Raw genomic sequence first — 22,456 nt, forward strand, 5'->3', positions numbered from 1 at the left:
CCACCAGCGGCAGCACCACGTCGCACTTGCGGATGTTGTACTCGATCCACTCCTTGTTGATGGTGATGTCACCTTCGAAGAAGTGCATGCGCGGGTGATCGACGAGGTCGCCCAGACGGTCCGTGGACATGTCCATGCCGTAGACTTCCCACGGCGTGGTTTCCAGGATGCGGCGCGTCAGGTGGTGGCCGATGAAGCCGTTGACGCCAAGAATCAGGACCTTTTTCATCGGTTTTCCTCGTTGGACTGTTCGGTAAGAAGTTGGGCGCAGGCATCCGGCGACACGGCAGAGCCGTCCTGCGCCAGCAGTTGGGTCACGAGCACCAGGCCGCCGTCGCCGCACAGGCCGACGATGCGGCCGTCGCGCAGGTGCAGGCCGGGCGGGGTGCCTGCCGGCAGCGCCAGCGCGGCATCAGGCAGCGGACGCCGCGCCTGCGCCACGATCAGGCGCTGGCCGGCCAACTCGGTGAACGCGCCGGGGTAGGGTGGCGCGACCGCGCGAATCAGGTTGTAGACGTTGGCGGCTGGCTGGCTCCAGTCAATGCGCCCATCCTCGGGCCTGCGCCCGGAGAAATAGCTGCCTTCGGCCAGCAGGTTCGGCCGCTGTGGCGTCTGCCCGGCGATCATCGCGGGCAGCGCGCGCCACAGGGTCTGTTCGGCGGCGACGGTGACCTTCGCGAAGACTTCGGCCGCGGTATCGTCGGGCAGGATTGGCACCGCGGTCTGTTCGACGATATAGCCGGCGTCGGGTCTGGCTTCCATCGCGTGCAGCGTGGCGCCGGTCTCGGTTTCGCCGTGCAGCACGGCCCAGTTCACCGGCACGCGGCCCCGGTATTTCGGCAGCAGCGAGCCATGCATGTTGAAGGCACCGCCTGGCGCCAGCGCCAGCACGTGCGCCGGCAGCATGGCGCGGTAGTAGAACGAGAAGATGACGTCGGGCCGCGCATCGCGCACGGCCTGCGCGATGGCGGGATCGTTGGGGTCTTCGCCGTAAAGGAAGGGGATGCCCAGTTCCGCCGCGGTATCGGCCACGCGCCGGAACCAGATGTTCTCGTCGGGCCGGTCGCGGTGCGTGATCACCAGCGCCACTTCCACGCCGCGCGCATGCAGCACGCGCAGGCAGCGGTCGCCGACATTGTGGTAGCCAAAGACGACGGCGCGCATCATCGCTCCGTGCTGGCCGCGGCAGGTGCCGTGGCGCTGCGCGCCGGATCCGCTTCCAGCACCGCCTTGATGCGGTAGCGCGGCCGGTCGCGCACTTCCTGGTAGATGCGGCCGACGTACTCGCCCAGCAGGCCCACGCCGAACAGCAGGATGCCGATCAGGAAGAAGTTCATGGCGAACAGCGTGAACACACCCTGCACTTCCGAGCCGAGCACAAAGCGCCGTACCAGCAGCAGCACGAACAGCACGCCCGAGAACAGCGACAGCATGGTGCCGATGGCGGAGAACCACTGCAGCGGCACGATCGAGAAGCCGGTCACCAGGTCAAAGTTCAGGCGGATGAGCTGGTACAGCGAATATTTGGATTCGCCGGCGTGGCGCTGCTCGTGGCTGACCTCGATCTCGACCGGGTTGGAAGCAAAGGTGTACGCCAGCGCGGGAATGAAGGTGTTGACCTCGCGGCAGGCGTTGATGGTGTCGATCACATTGCGGTCATAGGCGCGCAGCATGCAGCCCTGGTCGGTCATGCGGATCTTGGTGATGCGCTCGCGCAACCGGTTCATCGCGCGCGAGGCATAGCGGCGGAACGCGGTGTCGTTGCGATGGCGGCGGATGGTGCCGACGTAATCGTGGCCGGCGCGCATGGCTTCGACCAGCCGCGGGATTTCTTCAGGCGGGTTCTGCAGGTCGGCGTCGAGCGTGATCACGATCTTGCCGCGGGTATGCTCGAAGCCCGCCAGGATCGCCATATGCTGGCCGAAGTTGCCGTTGAACAGCACCACCCGGGTCACGTCCGGGCGTTTGTGGAACTGCGCTGCCAGCAGCGCCGCCGAGCGGTCGACGCTGCCATCGTTGATGAAGATGATCTCGTACGACTCGCCGAGGCCATCCAGCGCCGGATAGAGGCGGTCGAACAGGGCTTGCAGCCCGTCTTCTTCGTTGTAGACCGGAATGACGACCGAAACCTGGACCGGGCTCATTTGGAAAGACGTTTGCATGTTTCGCTGAGGGTTGCGCAGACCCGCTCTACGTCGGCAGCTTGCATCGCGGGGAACAGCGGCAGCGTGACGATGCCGCGCCCGATGCGTTCGGCGTGCGGCAGCATGCCTTCGCGCCAGCCGAGCGAGCGGTAGTAGGTGAAAAGATGAATGGGCGGGTAGTGCACGCCGGTGCCGATGCCGCGCTCGCGCATGGCTTCCATGACTTTCTGGCGTGCCTGCGCCGGACCGCCTTGCAGGCGTTCGGTCGGCAGCACCACCTGGAACATATGCCAGTTGGTGGTGGCGGCCTGCGCATCGAGCGGCTGCGGCAGTTCGATGCCGAGTTCGGCCAGGCCATGGTCGGCCGCGCCGCGGAAATACGCCTCGGCAAGTTCCGCGCGGCGCGCGGTGATGGCATCGAGCTTGCCGAGCTGCGCCAGGCCCACCGCGGCGTTGACATCGGTCAGGTTGAACTTGCCACCGGGCTCCTCGACGTCCATGCCGTCCATGCCAGTGCGGATCACGCCCTGCAGCCGCAGGCGCTCGGCGCGCACCGCTTCTTCCTGCGTGTTCATCACCAGGCAGCCGCCTTCGATGGTGGTGATGTTCTTGTTGGCCTGGAAGCTGAAGCTGACCAGGTCGCCGAAGCTGCCGATGCGCTGGCCTTTCCAGCGCGAGTCGATCGCCTGCGCGGCATCCTCGATCACGCGCAGGTTGTGCTTCGCGGCGATGGCGTAGAGGCGGTCCATGTCCACCGGCAGGCCCGACAGGTAGACCGGCATGATGGCGCGCGTGCGCGGCGTGATCGCGGCTTCCACCGCATCGAGGTCCAGGTTGCGCGTGCGCGGGTCGATATCGACGAACACCGGCTGCGCGCCGACCGCCAGTACCACGTTGGCGGTGGCAACCCAGGTGATCGGCGTGGTGATGACCTCATCGCCGGCGCCGATATCGGCGATGCGCAGCGCAATCTCCATCGTCGCCGAGCCGTTGGCGAAGGTGCGCACCGGGCGCCCGCCGAACAGGTCCGACAGCGCGGCTTCGAACGCCTGCATCTTCGGGCCGGACGTGATCCAGCCCGAGGCCAGTACCTTGGTGACTTCGGCAATGGCGGCGGCGTCGATATCGGGCCGGACGAAAGGCAGGAATTCGGCAGGAGCGGTCATGGGATTGGCAATGGGATGCGGTCGGTGCTGCGGTCGGGGTGCCGGGAAACCGCGTCAGGAGCGGGCGATCAGGAAGACGCCAGCCAGTATCAGCAGGATGCCGGCCACGCGCAAGGGGCCGATCATCTCGCCAAACAGGTACCAGGCGGCCACCGCGTTGACCACGTAGCCGAGCGACAGCATCGGGTAGGCGATCGACACGTCCACGCGCGACAGCCCCACGATCCAGACGCCCACGCTGACCACGTACAGCGTCAGCCCGGCCAGCACCGGCCATTGCGTCAGCACGCGCAGCGCGGTCAGCAGCAGCGTGCCGCGGTCCAGCGTGATCGCGCCGACGGCGTTGACGCCGGCCTTGAGCAGCAGTTGGGCGGCCGCATTGAGCAGCACGCCGGAAAAGATGAAAGCGAAAGTCGAAAGCGTCATGGAGCCGCGTGTTGCTGGCGTGGTGCCGTGGTGTCGTGCCGATTTACTGTCCCTGGGATGCCGCCCGCGGTCCCTGGCCCGGCAGCGCGAAATTGCCGACCACCACGCGGCGGCGATCGCCCGCGATCCGGTGCATCGGCACGCCGCGCGCTGTCAGCGCCTTGTACGTGTCGGGCAACATGATCGCCACCGCGCGCTGCCCGTCCTGCCAGCGCGCAATAAAGGCGTCCATGGTGGGAATCCACTTCTGCGGCTCCTGGCCGATGCCGAATTCCAGCTCGTCCGGATGCGCGACCAGGATGGTGGTGCGTCGCAGGTAGAACGGCAGCGTGTGGTCCAGCATGCCCACGCTGTACAGCGGCATGTCGGGCGCCAGCACGGCGTTGATCGCTGGCACCAGGTCTGCGCCGGAGCTCGGCCGGCCCATCGCCTCATGGCCGCGCAGCGCCACCGTGCAGCAGACGAACATGGCCAGCGCATAGGCGACCACGCTGGGAAACACGCCGCGGGTACGCAGCAGGCGGCGCGCCAGCAGCGCGCCGGCCAGCATCACGACGAAGGCGATGCCCATCCACAGCGTGAATTCGCGATAGACCGCATTGGGCGTGCTGGGCTTGTCCAGCATGGCGACGAAAGGGCAGGCCAGCAGCCCCACCACGCCGAGCGCGATCATGGCATTGACCTGCCAGCGCCACGCGCGTTCCGTCACGGTGTCCAGCGCCACGCCGGCGAGCAGCGCCAGCGCGGGGAAGATCGGCACGATATAGCCCGGCAGCTTGGAGCCTGACAGGCTGAAGAAGACAAAAATCGACGAGGCCCACAAAGCCGCCAGCAGCGCCGGCTGGAACGGCCGCGGCGAGGTGCCGCGCTCGACTCCCGCGCGCTCGCGCACCGCCTGCAACATCTGCGGCGCCAGGCCCAGCCATGGCAGGAAGCCCATCAGCAGCAGCGGCACGAAGAACCAGATTGCGCCGTCGCGCTGGTGCACGTTGGAGGTGTAGCGCTGCCAGTGCTCGTGGATAAAGAAGAAGCGCAGGAATTCCGGGTTGCGCTCGGACACCAGCCAGAACCACGGCACCGTCACCAGCAGCATGACGGCAATGCCGGCCAGCAGATGCAGGCGGCGCCACAGGCCCAGGTCGCGCGTCACCAGCGTATAGACCACCAGCACCAGGCCCGGCAGCGCCAGCCCCACCAGGCCCTTGACCAGCACCGCCACGCCCATCGCCGCCCAACAGGCCAGCATCCAGTTGCGGCGCGCCGCCGGCGTGGCGTCGGGGTGCTGTGCCAGCAGCATGAAGGCCAGCACGCAGGCCATGGCCCCGGCCAGCGTCATGTCGAGCGAATTGAAGTGGCCGGCGATATTCCACATCGGCGCCGATACCAGCACCAGCCCGGTCAGCATGGCCGCGCGCGTGCCGAACCAGCGCGCCGCGGCCAGCATCGACACGGCCAGCCCCAGCATGCCTGACAGCGCCACGCACAGGCGCGCCTGCCAGTCGCCGACGCCGAACAGCGTATAGGCCACCGTGGTCACCCACAGGTGGAAGGGCGGTTTCTCGAAGTATTTGAGTTCGTGGTAGCGGATCGTGACCCAGTCGCCGGTGGCGAACATCTCGCGGGCAATCTCGGCGTAGCGGCCCTCGTCCGAGCGCAGCAAGTGGCGCATGTCGAGCGTACCGAACCAGACCAGCAGGATGAACAGGCTGACCAGGGCGATGGCACCGGCGGTGGCTCCAACGGAGAGGCCGGCATACCGCGAGGTCAATGAACTACGCATAGAACTCCTGGAAAAGCACGACGGATGGATGATCCTTTGCGAGGGTGCGCCGTGACGGGAAGCCATCACAACGCATTGCGCGGCCCATTGGTGGACATCAGGGAGACACCAGGGCGCAAACTGCCGGATGGGCACCGTCGATGGTGGACTGGCATGCGCCTGGGACGCCACAGCCACCATGCGGGCACGCGAGGCGGGCATGTTAGCACGGCGGCAATGCGGCTCCTTCCGGGAGACGGGTGATTTACCCAAGGCGGCCCAAAGACACCATAATTCCGCTGAGCGGGCTTCGCTTGATATGCCGGGCGCTATGTCGGGGGCGACGGGACCATTCTAAGACAGGGAAGGATGTGAGGATCAAGGCGCAATATCAGCTGGCGTGCCTGGCGGTGGGGATCGCGCTGGCAACGGGAGCCGGCGCACAGCAAGGGGCTGCCCCTGCGGGAGGTGTTGCCGCAAGCGCTGCGGCCATGGCGGCCGCGCAGGCCGCGGTGAGCCAGGTCTCGGCCAAGGCGGCGGCGGTGCTGTGCAATGCACCGTGGTTCCAGTCGGGCGCGCACGTGCAGATGGAAGGCGACGGCGTGATGCCGATGTCGATCAGCATGACGCTGCGCGACGTCAGCCGCAGCGCCTCGGGCTGCCGCGCGCAACTGCAGATCAACTCCAAATCAGCGATGTCGGCGTTGATGGGCCCGCCGGTGATCATGGACCAGGTGCACCAGGTGGTGATCGAACGCAGCCCGGCCGACCAGACCAGCATCGAAAGCCAGAACGCCATCATCAACGCCCGTGCCCGCTATGCGCGCATGTACGGCGAGGCCGCCTTCCGCGGCAAGGGCGTGTTCAACTACGCGGGGCTGGACCTGCGCGAGGGCGGCACGCTGGAGGGCGAAACCTTTGAATCGAGCGTCTCGCTGAAGATCTACCCGCTGACATCGGACGAAGTGGTCAGCACCATGCGCGCGCTGCACGCATCGATCCATATCGGGTCGCGGCAGGTCGGGCGCAAGCAGATGATCGATACCGCCATGGGGCGCAAGGAATGCCTGCCGATCAACTATGACAAGCGCACTTCGCTGGGACCGCTGATGGTGGGTGCGGAGGTGGTGCAGGTCGATCCCACGGTGATGCATATCACCGACTGGTACTGCCCGGCCGAGGCCTTCGTGCTGCGCACCGAGGTGCGGCAGAACGACAAGGTGCAGCGTGTGGATGTGACGGCGCTGGAGCGCGACTCGCAGGCGCCCTGAGCGGGTCGCCAGTTCACAGAAAAACCCGCCGAGGCGGGTTTTTCTGTGCACGCGGCGGGCGCTCAGCTTGCGGCGGGTGCGGGAGCGGCTTTCTTCAGGGCCTTCTTCTTGGCGGCCTTCTTGGCCGGCTTCTTGTCGGCCGCCGGCGCGGCAGGGTCGGTCAGGTCGGTGCGGGTGCTCTTGTTCGCGCCCTGCGAGTACGGGTCGAACTTGTCGCCGGCCTTGGCGCCCTGGCTGTACGGGTCAAACTTCTCGCCCGACTTGGCTCCCTGGGAATACGGGTCGAACTTTTGCTTGCCGGCGGTCTGGGCCTGCACGGCCAGCGAGGCGGCGCCGAGGCAGAGCGCAATCGCGGTCGCGACGAACTTGTTCATGGTTTCTCCTGAGAAATGCCGCCGTCGGGCGGTCGTGTATGTGGCCTGCCTCACACAGAGGCGGCCCGGGCCAGTGTCGCCAACATCGCTCCGCGCTGTCAACTTGGGGCTTGCCCGGCGCCAACACCTCATGGAAACCCTGCATTGCGGCCCCGGCCCGCTTGCCGGGTAGAATCGCGGCTCTACGCCTGTTTGCAGTCTTCCTATAAACATGAGCCCCCGTCCATCGCGCCTGCCGTGCATCGACGCCCTGAAGGCGATCAGCTCGCAGCTGATCGTGCTCCACCACCTTGCCTTCTATGGCCCGATGTCGGACGCCGCCTATCGGCTGGCGCCCGGGCTGGTCGACTGGCTGTATGACTATGCCCGCATCGCGGTGCAGGTGTTCCTGGTGATCAGCGGTTTCCTCGCGGCGCGCAGCCTGGCGCCCGAGGGCCGGCTGGAGATCCGCCAGCCTGCGCTGGCAGTGCTATGGCGCCGCTACCAGAAGCTGGTGGTGCCCTATGCCGTGGCGATCCTGCTGAGCATTGCCGGCGCCGCCGTGGCGCGGCAATGGATGGTGCACGAATCGATCCCCGCGCCACCGCAGTTGCTGCAGTTCCTTGCGCACGTGGCGTTGCTGCATAACGTGCTGGACGTGGACGCGCTGTCGGCCGGTGTCTGGTACGTCGCCATCGACCTGCAGCTGTTTGCGCTGCTGCTGGCGGCGCTATGGGGCGCACGCGCACTGGCGCGCGGCCAGATGGCGGCGCGTGCCGGCGCGAGCATCGGCATCGTGGCCGTGCTGGCGGTGGCCTCGCTGTTCTGGTTCAACCGCGATGCCGCATGGGATATCTGGGCGGTGTACTTCTTCGGCGCCTACGGCATGGGGGCGCTCGCCTACTGGGCGTCGCACCCGGGCCGCTCGTCGATGGCGCTGCTGGTACTCGGCGCCGTAGTGCTGGCGGCGCTGATCGTCGATTTCCGGCTGCGCATCGCCGTGGCGCTGGCCACCGCACTGGTGCTGGCGATCTCGCGCCGCGGCGGCTGGATGGAGCGCTGGCCGCAGGCGCGTGCGGTCGGCTTTTTCGGGCGGATTTCCTATTCGGTATTCCTGGTCCACTTCCCGGTGTGCCTGCTGGTCAATGCGCTGGTGTCGAGCCTGGCACCGGGGCAGCCGGTGCTGAACGCGCTCGGCATGGTGGCCGCGTGGATGCTCAGCAACGTGGCCGGCGCGCTGTTCTATCGCTATGTGGAAAGCGCCAGCCCGCTCGCCGCGCTGCGCGCGATGCTGAGCAACGAGCGCGACAAGCGGGGTTCTCCCACTCCTCCCACCGTGTAAGGGTTGCAAGCGCTGCCGCTGCGCGAGCGTCAGCTTGCGCAGCGGCAGCGCCGTGCCCTGCCGTGCTGCCGATGCGCGCCGTTTCTTGGTGCATGCTTGCCGCAATGCGCACGAAAACGTCATGCGGCCGGCACGCGACGCGTGCACGGCATCGTCGCGGCTTGCGTTCGCCGCCACACATAACGCGGCAAAACTGGCGTAAACGGGCATTGGGTGATGGCATGAAGGTTGCCTAGTATGGAAACGTAAACCTGACCATTTGGTCAGGATTCCATCGGGAACCGAGGGTGCCATGTCTGACCATATCGTCCTCACTTCGCACGCGCGCCGCGACAAGCCGGCCGAACCGATCCACTGGGGCGCCCCCACGGCGGCCGGGCGCGGACCGGTGATCGCCAGCCTGGCCAACCCCGCGCAGCGCAACGTGATCGGCACCCATGCCGGCGCCTATGCCATCTACCGCGCGCTGGCGGTGGCCGCGGGGGCACTGCAGCGCGACCATCGTACCGACCTGACCGATACCGCGCCGGCCGAGGCCATCGGCCCGCACCCGCAGTGGGGCGACCCCGACAAGATCGTCTCGCTCGATCCGTGGGGCCACCTGGTGTCGACGGTCTTCGCCGACCGCATTGCCGCCGGCGTCGATATCCGCCCGACCATCGCCGTCACCCGCGCGCATATCAATATGCCGGAGCTGACCTCGGCCATCGCCGCGGGCCGGCTCACGCCCGACGGCAGCATCCTCTACGCCAACGGCGATGTGCGCGTGACCAAGGCGGCAGTGGATCCGGTCTGGTACCTGCCGGGACTGGCGGCGCGTTTCGGCATCAAGGAAAGTATGCTGCGCCGCAGTCTCTTCGAGCAGACCGGCGGCATGTTCCCGGAGCTGGTGACCCGTCCCGACCTGAAGGTGTTCCTGCCGCCCATCGGCGGCATGACGCTGTACTTCTTCGGCGACATCAGCCAGCTTGGCAGGCCCGAAACCCGCGTGGCCTGCCGCGTGCACGATGAATGCAACGGATCCGATGTGTTCGGGTCAGACATCTGTACCTGCCGGCCGTATCTGGCACATGGCATCGAGGTGTGCATCGAAATGGCGCAGCAGGGCGGTGTCGGGCTGGTGGTCTACAACCGCAAGGAGGGCCGCGCGCTGGGCGAAGTGACCAAGTTCCTGGTCTACAACGCGCGCAAGCGGCAAGTCGGTGGCGACCGTGCCGAGACTTACTTCGCCCGCACCGAATGCGTGGCAGGCGTGCAGGATATGCGTTTCCAGGAACTGATGCCGGATGTGTTCCATTGGCTTGGCATCCGCCGCATCGACCGCTGGGCGTCGATGAGCAATATGAAGCACGGCGCGCTGGTGGCGCAGGGCATCGAGGTGGTCGAGCAGGTGGCGATCCCCGAGGCCCTGATTCCCGCCGACGCGCGTGTGGAGATCGACGCCAAGGTGGCCGCCGGCTACTTTACGCACTACACGCCGCCGGATGCCGATGAACTGGCCCTGGCAAAGGGCAGGGGGTTGAACGAATGACCATGTATCCCGAAGAGGATCGTGACGGCATGGACCGTCGGGGAGCAGGAGAGGAGATGCGGCCGGGCGCAGGCTGGTTGAGCCCGGTGCCGGAAGGGCACCCTGCGTCGGCGCTGCTGTGCGCCGAGGCGGTGCGCACGCATTGCGCGGCGGTCACGGAGCACGTGGCCAGCGGCGCGTCACAGCTGTTCACGTGGCATCCCGACCGCGTGCATGCGATTGCCGACTACGTCGCCAGCACCATCCGGCAACGGTACCCGGACCTGCAGGTGCCGTACCACAGCCGCTGGCGCCACTTTGAGAGCGGCGGCATCGAGCAGCGCGCCGACCGCTGGCAGGTGCTGTGCGAGCGCGCGGGGCTGAGCGGGCCCGACCACCGTGAAGAGCGCGCCCGCATCGGCATCGACCTGGTGATCCCGAGCGTACTGCTGGACGCCGGTGCCGGTGCCGACTGGCGCTACCGGGATCCGTCGAGCGACCTGGTGCTGACCCGTTCGGAAGGACTCGGCGTGGCCAGCTTCGTGCTGTTCGCGCGCGGCGGTTTCTCGGCCGCGCCCGGCGACCCGCTGCGCGCGGATGCCGAGCGGCTGCAGCGTATCGACGCCGACAGCATCGCGCACGCTTTCCAGGTCGCGCAGCACAACCCGCTGGTGGGGCTGGAAGGCCGCGCCGGGCTGCTGCGCCGGCTGGGCGAAGTGATGGAGGCGACGCCGGCGCTGTTCGGCCGGCCGGCGCGGCTTGGCAACCTGTTCGACTACCTGAAGGCGCACGCGGTCAATGAGCGGCTCGAGGCCAGCTTCCTGCTGCGCACGTTGCTGGTGGGGCTGGGACCGGTATGGCCGGGGCGCATCACCATCGAAGGCGTGTCGCTGGGCGATTGCTGGCGCCATCCGGCCGCGCCGGGCGGGCTGGTGCCGTTCCACAAGCTGACGCAGTGGCTGACATATTCGCTGCTCGAGCCGCTGGAAGACGCGGGCCTGACCGTAACGGGGCTGGATGCGCTGACCGGGCTGCCCGAGTACCGCAACGGCGGGCTGCTGTATGACTTCGAGCTGATGGTGCCGCGCGACCCCGACTTCACCGCCCACCCCCATGCGGTGGACGAGCCGGTGATCGTCGAATGGCGTGCGCTGACCGTGAGCGGGCTCGACCTGGTGGCCGATGGCGTGCGCCAGGCGCTGGGGCTGTCGGAAGCGGACTTTCCGCTGGCGCGCGTGCTGGAGGGCGGGACCTGGGCCGCGGGCCGGCGCATCGCGGCCAAGCGGCGTCCGGGCGGCGCGCCGCCGTTCAGCATCATCAGCGACGGCACGGTGTTCTGAGCCTGCGGGCGCCCCATCTCCGCGGCGCCCCGCGGCAGCACCAGCATCGCGCGGGCAACCGCGCGATGCCGGCAAGGGATTGCGTGTAAAACGTGGCCACAGGAGTGCATCACCATGAACGACATCTCCGCTGTTCCCGTCGATGCTGTTGTCGTCCCTGACCTCATCCCTGACGTGATCCCCGACGTCAGTTCCCCGGCCGCGGCCGATGCCGCCGTGATGACCGGGGTGCTGGTGGTCGACCATCCGCTGGTGCAGCACAAGGTCACGCTGGTGCGCAGCGAAGAAACTACCACCGACAACTTCCGCCGGCTGGTGCGCGAAATCGCGCAGCTACTGACCTACGAAGCCACGCGCGACCTGGCGATGGAGACCATCTCCATCCGCACGCCGATCGCGCCGACGCAGTCGCGGGTGCTGTCGGGCAAGAAACTGTGCCTGGTGTCGATCCTGCGCGCCGGCAACGGCTTTATCGACGGCATGCTGGATCTGCTGCCGGCGGCGCGCGTCGGCCATATCGGCCTGTACCGCGATCCCGAGACGCTGGAGCCGATCGAGTACTACTTCAAGATGCCCGAGGACATCCAGGAACGGATGGTGATCGTGGTGGACCCGATGCTCGCCACCGGCAATTCGGCCATCGCGGCCCTGAACCGGCTGAAGGAGGCCGGCGTCACCACGATGAAGTACGTGTGCCTGATCGCCTCGCGACCGGGATTGCGCGCGCTGCGCGCCGCGCATCCCGAGGTGGGCATCGTCACCGCCGCCATCGACGACACGCTCAACGAGCACGGCTATATCGTGCCCGGCCTGGGCGATGCCGGCGACCGCCTGTACGGCACACGCTGATGGATGCGCGCGCCAGCGCCGCGCCACGGCGAGGGCTGCCCCTGCGGGAGGTACGGCAGGGGCGGGACACCTCGGGCGGCCGCATCCGGCAGGAGAACCAGGCCATGATCCTGCGCGCGGCCGAGCATGTGTTCGCGCGCGCGGGATTTGCCGGCGCCACCATGGCAGAGATCGCGCTGCGCGCGGGCGTGCCGAAATCCAACCTGCATTACTACTTCCGCACCAAGCAGGCGCTGTACCGCGCGGTGCTGGCGCACACGCTGCAGCTGTGGCTGTCCGAGACCGATATCATCCGCGCCGAACTGCCGCCGCAGGTCGCGCTGGAGCAGTACATCCGCGCCAAGATGCGGTTGTCCGCCAGCCATCCCGATGCGTCGCGCGTGTTCGCCAACGAGCTGCTGCACGGCGCGCCGGAGATCGGCGAGATCCTGCGCAATGCGCTGCGCGAACTGGTGTCGCGCAAGGCCGCGGTGGTGCGGCACTGGATCGACAACGGCCAGATGGCGCCGGTCGACCCGCAGCACCTGTTCTTCACCATCTGGGCGGCCACGCAGACCTATGCGGATTTCGAGGCCCAGGTGTGCGCGGTGCTCGGCGTGAGCCGGCTGCGCACGCAGGACTATGCGCAGGCCACCGAGCACCTGGTGGCGCTGCTGCTGCGCGGCTGCGGGCTGGCGCCCGAGCCGCGCGCCGTTGCCGCGATCGCGGACGGGCAGGCGTAAGGCCTGGACCGGTGGCAGTTGGCGTGCGATGCATCGCCGTGAGACGATGCACGCTGTATTCCGCCTGAGAGAAGACACCCCATGCTCGACCTGATCCTGCGGCACTGCAATCTGCCCGACGGGCGCACCGACATCGATATCGGCATTGCCGAGGGACGCATTACCGCGGTGGAGCCAGCGCTGGCCGCGCGTGCGGGCGAGGAGATCGATGCCGCCGGCCAACTGCTGACGCCGCCCTTCGTCGACGCGCACTTCCATATGGATTCGGCGCTGTCGTATGGACTGCCGCGCGTGAACCAGTCGGGCACGCTGCTCGAAGGCATTGCGCTGTGGGGCGAACTGAAGCCGATGCTGACGCAGGAGGCCATCGTCGAACGCGCGCTGGCCTACTGCGACTGGGCGGTGGCGCGCGGGCTGCTGGCGATCCGTTCGCACGTCGACGTATGCGATCCCAGGCTGCTGGCAGTGGAGGCGCTGCTGCACGTGCGCGAACGCGTGCGCCCGTACCTCGACCTGCAACTGGTGGCATTCCCGCAGGACGGCGTGCTGCGCGCGCCCGGTGCGCTGGACAACCTGAAGCGCGCGCTCGATATGGGCGTCGACGTGGTCGGCGGCATCCCGCACTTCGAGCGCACCATGGCGCAGGGCGCGGAGTCGGTGCGGCTGCTGTGCGAGCTTGCTGCCGGGCGCGGCTTGCGCGTCGACATGCATTGCGACGAGAGCGACGATCCGCTGTCGCGCCATATCGAGACGCTGGCCAGCGAAACCGTGCGGCTCGGCCTGCAAGGGCGCGTCGCCGGCTCGCACCTGACTTCGATGCATTCGATGGACAACTACTACGTGTCCAAGCTGATTCCGCTGATGCGCGAGGCCGGTGTCGCCGCGATCGCCAATCCGCTGATCAATATCACGCTGCAGGGCCGGCACGACAGCTACCCCAGGCGCCGCGGCATGACCCGCGTGCCGGAGCTGCTGGCGGCCGGCGTGCCGGTGGCCTTCGGCCACGATTGCGTGATGGACCCCTGGTACGGGCTGGGCTCGGGCGACATGCTGGAAGTGGCACACATGGGGCTGCACGTCGCGCAGATGACGGGCCAGGAGGCGATGCGCGCCTGCTTCGCCGCGGTGACCACCACGCCGGCGCAGATCCTCGGGCTGGACGGCTACGGCATTGCACCGGGCAACCGCGCCGACCTGGTGCTGCTGCAGGCGCGCGACCCGGTCGAGGCGATCCGGCTGCGCGCGACGCGGCTGCTGGTGCTGCGTGGCGGCAAGGCCATCGCACGCACGCCGGCGGCGACGGCGTCACTGGCGCTGCCGGGGCGGCCGGCGCAAGTCGATTTCCGGCGCGGCGGCGCCTAGAAACTGCAAAGTTTTTTTGCGGGAGGGTGTTGACAGTACCTGCCGCACTCAGCATAATGTCGTTCTTCGCATCGCAGCAGCAATGCAGCGAAACGAAGCCCAGATGGCGGAATTGGTAGACGCACTAGGTTCAGGTCCTAGCGGTGGCAACACTGTGGAGGTTCGAGTCCTCTTCTGGGCACCAAATTTTGGAAAGGCTCGCGCAAGCGAGCCTTTCTTCGTTTTCAGTCAGGAAGAAACCGCAGCGATGCGGTTTTTTTTCGTCCGTGTTTTGCGAGGCCACAGCGCAGGGTTTCAGCGTTATCCCTTGCGCACCGTTTTCCCTCCTCCCGCTGCCCCTCACGGACGCCATTGCGGCCTTGACGAAAAGGCGTGATTTTCGGATAAGCCGCCCCCGGAATATCTCTGCCAGCGCCGCGCAAACGCCCGCGGCGCGCGGGAATTCGCCTGCCTTTGCGAAGCGCGCGGGCGAACATTCGACGCTAACGCTGGCAGGGCATTTGTCCTATCCTCAAGCTCATCGGGCAGGTACCTATAACGTCCGAAGGTGGTAGCCATGATGCGCTTGTCATCATCGAGAGAGAGGGAGGCAGGGACTTGCCCTGGTTGGCATTCATGTGCCGCTCGCCCGGGACACGGCCTGCATCATCTTCAATACTGCGGCATCCTTGCCATGCTGTTGTGTGCGCTGGCCCATGCGGATGACGTGGTGCCCGATAGTCAGGGGCAGGCGGCCCCGGCGTCAGGCTGGGGTTGGGATCTTCCCCCGCCCGCGCAACCGGCGGCCGACGTGCCTGACCTGCTGCTCGCCGGCATGGACAGGTCGCCCAAGCCGGCCGAATCCGTCACCGTCGAGTATGCGGCACCATCGCCGCCATCCCCGTCTTCAGCATTGCCGCTTGGACCCGGGCCGGATGACGATGCCCCCGGCCTTGCGGCCGTGGATCGCGAGACGGCCGCCATGCCTGATCGGCCGCGCCGCCTGTCCTTGCACCTGGACGATGTGACCACCGCGGGCGGGTTTGCCGATAACCGCGTGCGCACCATGGCGCTGGCCGTCGATGCGGTGGTGCCGCGCGCGGGCGGGCTGACCATCCAGCCGCGGCTGCAGCTGGCCTACCAGCCCGGCATGTCTCCCGTCAGCGGCATGCCGCAGGCCATGCCCGGCGATTCCAGTGCCACCGGCGTCGGCGTGCGTCTTTACGGCGCGCAGCCAACACGGCTGGCCGGCATCTATCCGTTCGTGGAAGCGGACTGGTGGCAGGACAGCCGCAAGCAGACCATCAACATCAATGGCACCAAGATCGATACCGATCTGCTGCGCGGACTGTTCTCGTTCAACATCGGCGCGCACGGCAATACGGCGACCGGCGTGAAGTTGTGGTTCAAGGTGAGGGCGGGGCGCAATCCGAGCGGGACCATCGGGGCGCGGTATCGCTGGTAGCGAGGCAGGGCGCTATCAAAAAATCAGCGCCAACGAAAAAGGGCTTCCGTTTCCGGAAGCCCTTTCTCTTTCTGCATAGGTGGCGCGGCTGGCAGGATTCGAACCCACGACCCCTTGGTTCGTAGCCAAGTACTCTATCCAACTGAGCTACAGCCGCACACGAGAGGCGCCATTGTATCGGAATTTTCGATTTGCGCAAGTGGTCCGCGAAAAAATCTTCCGAGGATCAACGTTGCATCGTTGCCCGCTATGCCGCGACCTCCGACCAGAGCCCATCGATCTCCTGCGCCTTGCCTTCGTCGCGCAGCTTCAACAGGTGCGCCAGCAGGGATCGCTGCGCAACCGGGTGCATGCGCGGCGGCACGTCGTCATAGACGCGCACCACCAGCTCGCCGAGCGGCGCGGGCCCCAGCTCGCGCAGTGCGCCGGCCACCTTGGCCTCGCGCTGCAGCCGGTGCCGGATCAGGATGCGGATGGTGTCCTGCGGGCGGGCGATCAGGAAGCCATGCCCCGGTGCCAGCCACTCCAGGTCTTCCGCCTGCAAGGCGGCCAGTGAATCGAGGTAGGCGCGCATGTCGCCGTCGGGCGGCCCGATGACGACGGTCGAACCCTGCATCACGTGGTCGCCGGTGAAGAGGGTCTTCTCTTCCTCCAGCAGGTAGCACAGGTGGTTGGACGCGTGTCCCGGCGTATGGCAGACACGCAGCGTGCAGTGGTCGCCCAGCGCAATGCGCTCGCCATGCATGACTTCGCGCTGCGGCGCGAAGGTCGTGTCCTGCCACTGTCCCGCCGGCGCGGCGCGGCCCATCACGGTGGCGCCGGTGGCCGCCTGCAGCGCCGCGGCCGCGGGCGAGTGGTCCAGGTGCGTGTGCGTGGCCAGGATCCAGCGGATCGGCCCGGGCGCGGCTTCGAGAATGGCGCGCACGTGTTCGCCATCGTCGGGGCCGGGATCGATCACCGCCCATTCATTGCGCGCGCCGCCGCCGACCAGGTATGTGTTGGTGCCCGGACCGGTCATCACGCTGCCGTTGTTGGCGGTCACGCGCCAGATGCGCTCGGACAACTGCACCGGCACGCCGGGCGCCAGCTCATAGCGGCCGTGCACCTTGCTGCCATCCGGATCGATACGGCCGATCTCCGCGTAGCACGGCTCGTTGGGCATCACCGGGCGTACACCCGCTGCGCCGGTGGCCAGCCGCGGCATGATGCAGGCGATGCCGCGCAATTGCGCGAAGTAGGCAAAACAGGCCTCGGCAGTCTCGAACTGCGCGATCGAGCCCAGCGTGCGGCGCGTGACGTGCATCATCGGCAGGCCGCTGGCCGGATCGGCGCCTTCGGCCGGACGGATCCAGCGGTGTTCGACGATTTCGCTGCCGTCGGGCACGACCTCCTGACCTTCCGGCGCGATCGCGACGAAGAAGCGCGTATCGAAACGCTTGGGCAGGCCGGGCGGGGTCAGCCAGTAGCTGTGATAGGCGAGCCGGTCGGCCGCGAGCCGCAGGCCGAGCTGCTCGCACGCATGCGCCAGGCCGGGGCCGCTGCGCTGTACGGCGTCGCGCAGCAGCGCCTGCGCGGCCGCGTCGAGTGCATGCGGCGACTGCAGCCGGCCGTCGCGATCATAGGCGAACAGCAGGCCGGCCTCTTCATAGCATTCGCGCAGCGCGGCGACATAGAAGTCCAGGCCATGGGCCAGCAGGCCGAGCCGTTCGCTGGCAATCGCATCGTCCAGGCCATGGGCATGCGCGTGCAGCACCTTGTCCTGCGCGTCGAGCGTGCCGCCGGGAAAGACATAGGCGCCGCTGCTGCGGTCATTGGCGCGCTCGACGCGGCGCACGATCAGCACTTCCATGCCGCCGGGCGCATCGCGCACGACGAGCAGGCTGGCGGCATTGCGCAGCAGCGGGGTGGGTCGGGCAGTGGGGGTGGCAGGGCGGTTGCCGCTTGTCTCTGTGATTGTCATTGTGTCGGCATCTTGGGTGTGCTTTGCGGCGCGGGCGCAGGGCCAGCCTGGTCGGGCCGGGGTGCGGGGGAGCCGGGAAGCCCATAGTGTAGCCGCGTTGAACGATTCGCTTTCCCCGGGATTTCCGGTCGCGGGCGGGATGCCCGGGAGCCGGCTGGACTTTGGCTTTTCGGGCCAGACGCAGTAACCTGATAGCTCCGCTTCACTTTTTGGGGCCGCGATGGCCGGCGCAAGCCGCGCAGGATGCGCTGGCGCACCCCGTAGGAGTTCCGCGTGATCCGAGCTTTAACCCTGTGCCTGCCCGTGGCGTTCTTGCTGGCCGCCTGCGAAACGCCACCGCCCATGGTGCGGCGTCCGCTGCCACCGCCCACCACCCGCATCACGGTCGATCCGCAGGCCGTAGCCAAGGCCGCCTCGGTCGCCTGCGAACCGGCCGTGGCCGAAGCGCTCAAGCGCCGCTATCCCCAGCCAGGCAGCGTGATGCTGATGGCCGACCGCGAGCAGTACTACCACCGCCCGAACGCCCAGACTTCCGTCAATGGCGATGGCGTGTTCGAGCCGGATGACAGCTCGTCGTCGATCGGGTTTCACTATGCGTGCCTGTACAACGCGCGCACGGGGAGGGTGGAGGATGTGCAGATGCGTTATTGATCGGCGAAGGCGTGAGCTGCAGATGCGCCTGAGCTTCCTTAGTCCAAATTTAGCAGCGGATCTGTCTTCTCCGGTGCGCCCGCTCGCTATCCCCCCCGCGGGAATTGACATGAAGCCGGTGCGCGGCCAAGATGCGGGCGATACAGATGCGCCTCCGGGACGACATGCCGGCAGTCATCGCCGCACCGCCCGGACCCGCCGCAAGAATATTGGGAATCGGGGTCATGAAGCCTTCCTTTCGTCTACTGGCGAGCGCGGTCGCGTTCGCCGTCATGCTGTCCGGCTGCGCTTCCGCGCCAAATAACGCCGCCAACCCGTTCGTCGCCGAGCAGCCGCCGTCCGACCAGGCCATGAAGACCTTGTCGGCCGAGGTCTTCACCTACGCCTATCCGATGGTGCTGATGGACGTGACGCGCGAGCTGATGACGGCGCGCACGCCGGTCAATACCTTCCACCACAAGCGTACCTTCCCGGACGCCAGTTTTACCGACGTGGCCAGCCCCAATGCCGACACGCTGTACTCGTCGGCCTGGCTTGACCTGTCGCAGGGGCCGGTGATCCTGTCGGTGCCCGATACCAACGGCCGCTATTACCTGATGCCGATGATGGACGCGTGGACCAATGTGTTCGCGTCGCCGGGCAAGCGCACCACCGGCACCCGCCGTGGCAATTTCGTCATCACCGGGCCTGACTGGCGCGGCACGCTGCCCAGGGGCATGCAGGAAATCCGCTCGCCCACGTCGATGGTCTGGCTGGTCGGCCGCACGCAGGCCAACGGCAAGCAGGACTTCACCGCGGTGCACCGGCTGCAGGACCAGTACCGGCTGACGCCGCTGTCGGCCTGGGGCGGCGGCCGGCGTGTGCCGGACAAGCCCGCGCCGCGCGCGGCCGGCGTCGATACGCAGAGCTCGCCGGTGGAACAGGTGGCCGCCATGGACGCGCAGGCGTTCTTCACGCGCTTTGCCGCGCTGCTGCCGACCAACCCGCCGGCACCCGCCGACAGCGCCATGGTCGACAAGATCCGGCGCATGGGCATCAAGCCCGGCGTGCCGTTCAAGACCACGGTGATGGAACCCTCCACCGCGCGCGCGGTGCAGGAAGGCGCCACTGCCGCGCTGGCGGCCATCGCGCAGTGGGCGCGCAAGGGCAATGCCGATGCCGGCAATGGCTGGGTCATGCACCGCGACCTGGGCAACTACGGCACCAACTACGGCCGCCGCGCCATGACCGCATGGGTGGGGCTGGGCGCCAACCTGCCGGAGGATGCGGTCTACGCTTCCACGCGCACCGATGCCAACGGCAAGCCGCTGCAGGGCGGGGCGCGCTATGTGCTGCATTTCGACAAGGGCCAGTTGCCGCCGGCACGCGCGTTCTGGTCGCTGACGCTGTACAACGACCGGCAGGCGTTTATCCCCAACCCGATCAATCGCTATGCCATCGGCAGCCGCGATCGCCTGCGCTACAACCGCGACGGCTCGCTCGACCTCTATATCCAGCACGAGCGGCCGCCCGCATCGAAGGTATCGAACTGGCTGCCGGCACCGCCAGATGGGCTGAACATGATGCTGCGCGCCTACTGGCCTGAGCAGGCGCTGCTGGACGGCAGCTGGATGCCGCCCGCGGTGATGCGGGTGAACTGAGACGGATTTTTCGCGCTGCGGCAGTACGCCGCGCTAAAGCCAAAAAAGGCCGCATGCCCTCGCGGGCATGCGGCCTTTTGTCTTGGTGCCGGGTCTGTCAGGCTCAGTGCGCCTGCGTGGCGCAGGCCGTGCACGTGGCGCTGTCATGGCGCGCCGCGGCCGCAGCCGCGGCAGGGGCTGCCTTGCCGACGCGCTTCCACGCCATCGCCGCCGGCGCGGACCACTGCTCGCGCAGCGCCCGGGCCGCGCTGACCATATTGGCCAGCGCCGCTTCGGTTTCCTCCCAGCCACGCGTCTTCAGGCCGCAGTCGGGATTGACCCACAGCCGCTGCGGCGGCACCACCTCGCAGGCGCGGTTGAGCAGCCGCTCCATCGCCTGCACCGACGGCACGCGCGGCGAGTGGATGTCGTAGACGCCCGGACCGATCTCGTTCGGGTAGTCGAACTCGCCGAAGCCTTCCAGCAGTTCCATCGCCGAGCGCGAAGTCTCGATGGTGATCACATCGGCGTCCATCGCCGCGATCGACGGCAGGATGTCGTTGAACTCCGCATAGCACATATGCGTGTGGATCTGGGTCTGGTCCTTTACGCCGCTGGCTGACAGGCGGAACGCCGTGACGGCCCAGTCCAGGTAGGCGTCCCAGTCGGCGCGGCGCAGCGGCAGGCCCTCGCGCAGCGCCGGCTCGTCGATCTGGATCACGCGGATGCCGGCCTGTTCCAGGTCGCACACTTCGTCGCGGATTGCCAGCGCGAGCTGGCGCGCGGTGGTGGCGCGGGGCTGGTCGTCGCGCACGAAGGACCATTGCAGCATGGTGACCGGGCCGGTCAGCATGCCCTTCATCGGGCGCTCGGTCAGCGACTGGGCGTAGCGCGCGGTATCGACCGTCATCGGCTCGGGACGGTACACGTCGCCGTAGATGACAGGCGGCTTGACGCAGCGCGAGCCGTAGCTCTGCACCCAGCCGTTCTCGGTAAAGCCGTAGCCGCACAACTGCTCGCCGAAGTATTCGACCATGTCGTTGCGCTCGGCTTCGCCATGCACCAGCACGTCCAGGCCCAGCGCTTCCTGTTTGCGCACCGCCAGCACGATTTCGGCGCGGATGCGCTCCAGGTATTCCAGCGCGCCCAGTTCGCCGCGCTTGAAGGCGGCGCGGGTCTGGCGAATGGCCGCGGTCTGCGGGAACGAGCCAATGGTGGTGGTCGGCAGCAACGGCAGCTGCAGCGCCTGGCGCTGGCGTTCGATGCGTTCGGCAAACGGGCTGTTGCGCCTGGCCATGTCGGCGGTCACATCAGCCAGCCGCTGCTGCACGCGCGGGTTGACCACGCGGCGCGACTGGCGGCGCGAGGCCTGGGCGGCGTCGGATGCGGTCAGTTCTGCCGCCACCGCCGCATCGCCCTCGTTCAGCGCGCGCGCCAGCAGCGACAGTTCATCGAGCTTCTCGGTGGCGAAGGCCAGCCATGACTTCAGCTCGGCATCGAGGCGCGCTTCATGTGCCAGCGACACCGGCACATGCAGCAGGGAGCACGACGGCGCCAGCCACAGCCGGTCGCCCAGCGCGGCATGCACGGGGCGCAGCGTGTCGAGCGCGCGGCGCAGGTCGGTGCGCCAGATATTGCGGCCGTCGATCACGCCCGCCGACAGCACCGCATGCGCGGGCAGCGCGGCCTGCCAGGCGGACAGTTGTTCCGGTGCGCGCACCAGGTCGATATGGAAGCCGTCGACGGGCAGTGCGGCGGCACGTTGTGCGTGGTCGGCGGCGGTGTCGAAGTAGGTAGCCAGCAGCAGTTTGGGACCCGCATCGCGCAGGCCGGCGTAGGCGGTATCGAAGGCGTCGAGCCATGCCGGTTCCAGGTCCAGGCACAGCGCGGGCTCGTCGATCTGCACCCACTCGATGCCGCGCGCCTTCAGTTGACCGAGAATGCGGCGATAGGCCTGCACCAGCTTCGGCAGCAGCGTCAGGCGGTCAAAGCCTGCCACATGGCTCTTGGACAGCCACAGGTAGGTCACCGGGCCGATCAGCACCGGACGCGCGCGCAGGCCCTGCGCCAGCGCCTCGTCGGTTTCCTCGAAGAACCACGCCGGGCCGCCGTCGAAGGTGGTATCGGCATCCAGCTCGGGGACCAGGTAATGGTAGTTGGTATCGAACCACTTGGTCATTTCCATCGCCGGCTGCTCGCGGTTGCCGCGCGCCAGCGCGAAATACTGCGTCAGCGTGAGCTGTGCCGCATCGAAGCCGAAGCGTTGCGGCAGCGCGCCCAGCAGCGCGGTCAGGCTCAGCATCTGGTCGTAGTAGGCAAAGTCGCCGGTGGCGACGGTGTCCAGACCGCGCTCGGCCTGCAGTTGCCAGTGGCGGCGGCGCAGTTGCGCGGCCACGTCGCGCAGCTCGGCCTCGGTGCGTTCGCCGCGCCAGAAGGCCTCTTGCGCGAATTTCAGTTCACGGCGTTCGCCGATGCGGGGAAAGCCGAGGATATGGGTGCGTGCCATGAGTCTTGCTCCGGAAGATGTCTGGCGCACAG

Annotated in this window: 19 protein-coding genes and 2 tRNA genes; 11 read left to right on the forward strand and 10 right to left on the reverse strand. The window is 67.7% G+C overall.

From position 1 onward, the window contains the following. The 6 genes from AB1I47_RS13990 to AB1I47_RS14015 form a co-directional block, all read right to left on the reverse strand. Nucleotides 1-229 (reverse strand): NAD-dependent epimerase/dehydratase family protein (locus tag AB1I47_RS13990; RefSeq protein WP_354684345.1); only part of this gene is annotated, 229 nt, incomplete at its 3' end. Next, on the reverse strand, nt 226-1,164 hold the full coding sequence (locus AB1I47_RS13995; RefSeq protein WP_354684346.1) for a formyltransferase: 939 nt from the start codon (nt 1,162-1,164) through the stop codon (nt 226-228). The genes AB1I47_RS13995 and AB1I47_RS13990, both read right to left, overlap by 4 nt. Further along, a complete protein-coding gene (locus AB1I47_RS14000; protein WP_354684347.1) occupies nt 1,164-2,162 on the reverse strand; it encodes a glycosyltransferase in 999 nt (332 codons plus the stop codon). Before AB1I47_RS14000 ends, AB1I47_RS13995 begins: the two co-directional genes overlap by 1 nt. After that, nucleotides 2,141-3,310 (reverse strand): DegT/DnrJ/EryC1/StrS family aminotransferase, encoded by a 1,170-nt coding sequence (locus AB1I47_RS14005; RefSeq protein ID WP_354684348.1) that lies wholly within the window; start codon nt 3,308-3,310, stop codon nt 2,141-2,143. Before AB1I47_RS14005 ends, AB1I47_RS14000 begins: the two co-directional genes overlap by 22 nt. Before the next feature lie 54 nt (nt 3,311-3,364). Further along, the gene (locus AB1I47_RS14010) at nt 3,365-3,736 is read right to left on the reverse strand and encodes an EamA family transporter (RefSeq protein WP_354684349.1); all 372 of its coding nucleotides are present in this window, start codon (nt 3,734-3,736) and stop codon (nt 3,365-3,367) included. 43 nt (nt 3,737-3,779) lie between these two features. After that, nucleotides 3,780-5,516, reverse strand: a complete 1,737-nt coding sequence (locus tag AB1I47_RS14015; RefSeq protein ID WP_354684350.1) for a glycosyltransferase family 39 protein — start codon at nt 5,514-5,516, stop codon at nt 3,780-3,782. A gap of 350 nt (nt 5,517-5,866) precedes the next feature. Here AB1I47_RS14015 and AB1I47_RS14020 point away from each other — a divergent pair, with 350 nt between their 5' ends. Continuing rightward, entirely contained in the window at nt 5,867-6,766 is a 900-nt protein-coding gene (locus AB1I47_RS14020) for a hypothetical protein (RefSeq protein ID WP_407935835.1), read from the forward strand. Nucleotides 6,767-6,828: 62 nt separating this feature from the next. Here AB1I47_RS14020 and AB1I47_RS14025 read toward each other — a convergent pair whose 3' ends face one another. Beyond that, nucleotides 6,829-7,140, reverse strand: a complete 312-nt coding sequence (locus AB1I47_RS14025; RefSeq protein WP_354684352.1) for an amino acid ABC transporter permease — start codon at nt 7,138-7,140, stop codon at nt 6,829-6,831. Nucleotides 7,141-7,351: 211 nt separating this feature from the next. On the opposite strand from AB1I47_RS14025, the gene AB1I47_RS14030 reads away from it, so the two are divergent. The 8 genes from AB1I47_RS14030 to AB1I47_RS14065 all read left to right on the forward strand — a co-directional run bounded on the left by AB1I47_RS14030 (nt 7,352) and on the right by AB1I47_RS14065 (nt 15,688). Beyond that, nucleotides 7,352-8,461, forward strand: coding sequence for an acyltransferase family protein (locus AB1I47_RS14030; RefSeq protein WP_354684353.1), 1,110 nt, complete (start codon nt 7,352-7,354; stop codon nt 8,459-8,461). A 292-nt stretch (nt 8,462-8,753) separates the two neighbouring features. Next, nucleotides 8,754-9,992, forward strand: coding sequence for a GTP cyclohydrolase II (locus AB1I47_RS14035; protein WP_354684354.1), 1,239 nt, complete (start codon nt 8,754-8,756; stop codon nt 9,990-9,992). Beyond that, on the forward strand, nt 9,989-11,311 hold the full coding sequence (locus AB1I47_RS14040) for a URC4/urg3 family protein (protein ID WP_407935836.1): 1,323 nt from the start codon (nt 9,989-9,991) through the stop codon (nt 11,309-11,311). The genes AB1I47_RS14035 and AB1I47_RS14040 overlap by 4 nt, the downstream gene beginning before the upstream one ends. A gap of 114 nt (nt 11,312-11,425) precedes the next feature. Then, on the forward strand, nt 11,426-12,160 hold the full coding sequence (gene upp / locus AB1I47_RS14045; protein ID WP_407935837.1) for a uracil phosphoribosyltransferase: 735 nt from the start codon (nt 11,426-11,428) through the stop codon (nt 12,158-12,160). Next, nucleotides 12,160-12,882 (forward strand): TetR/AcrR family transcriptional regulator, encoded by a 723-nt coding sequence (locus AB1I47_RS14050; RefSeq protein WP_354684356.1) that lies wholly within the window; start codon nt 12,160-12,162, stop codon nt 12,880-12,882. Before upp ends, AB1I47_RS14050 begins: the two co-directional genes overlap by 1 nt. A gap of 81 nt (nt 12,883-12,963) precedes the next feature. After that, entirely contained in the window at nt 12,964-14,244 is a 1,281-nt protein-coding gene (locus tag AB1I47_RS14055) for an amidohydrolase family protein (protein WP_354684357.1), read from the forward strand. A 97-nt stretch (nt 14,245-14,341) separates the two neighbouring features. Then, nucleotides 14,342-14,428, forward strand: a tRNA-Leu gene (locus AB1I47_RS14060). Nucleotides 14,429-14,800: 372 nt separating this feature from the next. Further along, entirely contained in the window at nt 14,801-15,688 is an 888-nt protein-coding gene (locus tag AB1I47_RS14065; RefSeq protein WP_354684358.1) for a hydrolase, read from the forward strand. A gap of 80 nt (nt 15,689-15,768) precedes the next feature. Here AB1I47_RS14065 and AB1I47_RS14070 read toward each other — a convergent pair. Then, nucleotides 15,769-15,845 (reverse strand) — tRNA-Arg (locus AB1I47_RS14070). Nucleotides 15,846-15,935: 90 nt separating this feature from the next. After that, a complete protein-coding gene (locus tag AB1I47_RS14075) occupies nt 15,936-17,648 on the reverse strand; it encodes an MBL fold metallo-hydrolase (protein ID WP_354684359.1) in 1,713 nt (570 codons plus the stop codon). 273 nt (nt 17,649-17,921) lie between these two features. Here AB1I47_RS14075 and AB1I47_RS14080 point away from each other — a divergent pair, with 273 nt between their 5' ends. After that, complete coding sequence (locus AB1I47_RS14080) at nt 17,922-18,299, forward strand: short-chain fatty acid transporter (RefSeq protein WP_354684360.1); 378 nt, start codon at nt 17,922-17,924, stop codon at nt 18,297-18,299. Between the two features lie 224 nt (nt 18,300-18,523). Further along, the gene (locus AB1I47_RS14085) at nt 18,524-19,939 is read left to right on the forward strand and encodes a DUF1254 domain-containing protein (protein ID WP_354684361.1); all 1,416 of its coding nucleotides are present in this window, start codon (nt 18,524-18,526) and stop codon (nt 19,937-19,939) included. Between the two features lie 103 nt (nt 19,940-20,042). Here AB1I47_RS14085 and metE read toward each other — a convergent pair whose 3' ends face one another. Further along, complete coding sequence (metE, locus tag AB1I47_RS14090; protein ID WP_354684362.1) at nt 20,043-22,424, reverse strand: 5-methyltetrahydropteroyltriglutamate--homocysteine S-methyltransferase; 2,382 nt, start codon at nt 22,422-22,424, stop codon at nt 20,043-20,045. Nucleotides 22,425-22,456: the final 32 nt, after the last annotated feature.

The sequence above is a fragment of the Cupriavidus necator genome (assembly GCF_040578825.1).
In the GTDB taxonomy this organism is placed as follows: domain Bacteria; phylum Pseudomonadota; class Gammaproteobacteria; order Burkholderiales; family Burkholderiaceae; genus Cupriavidus; species Cupriavidus necator_E.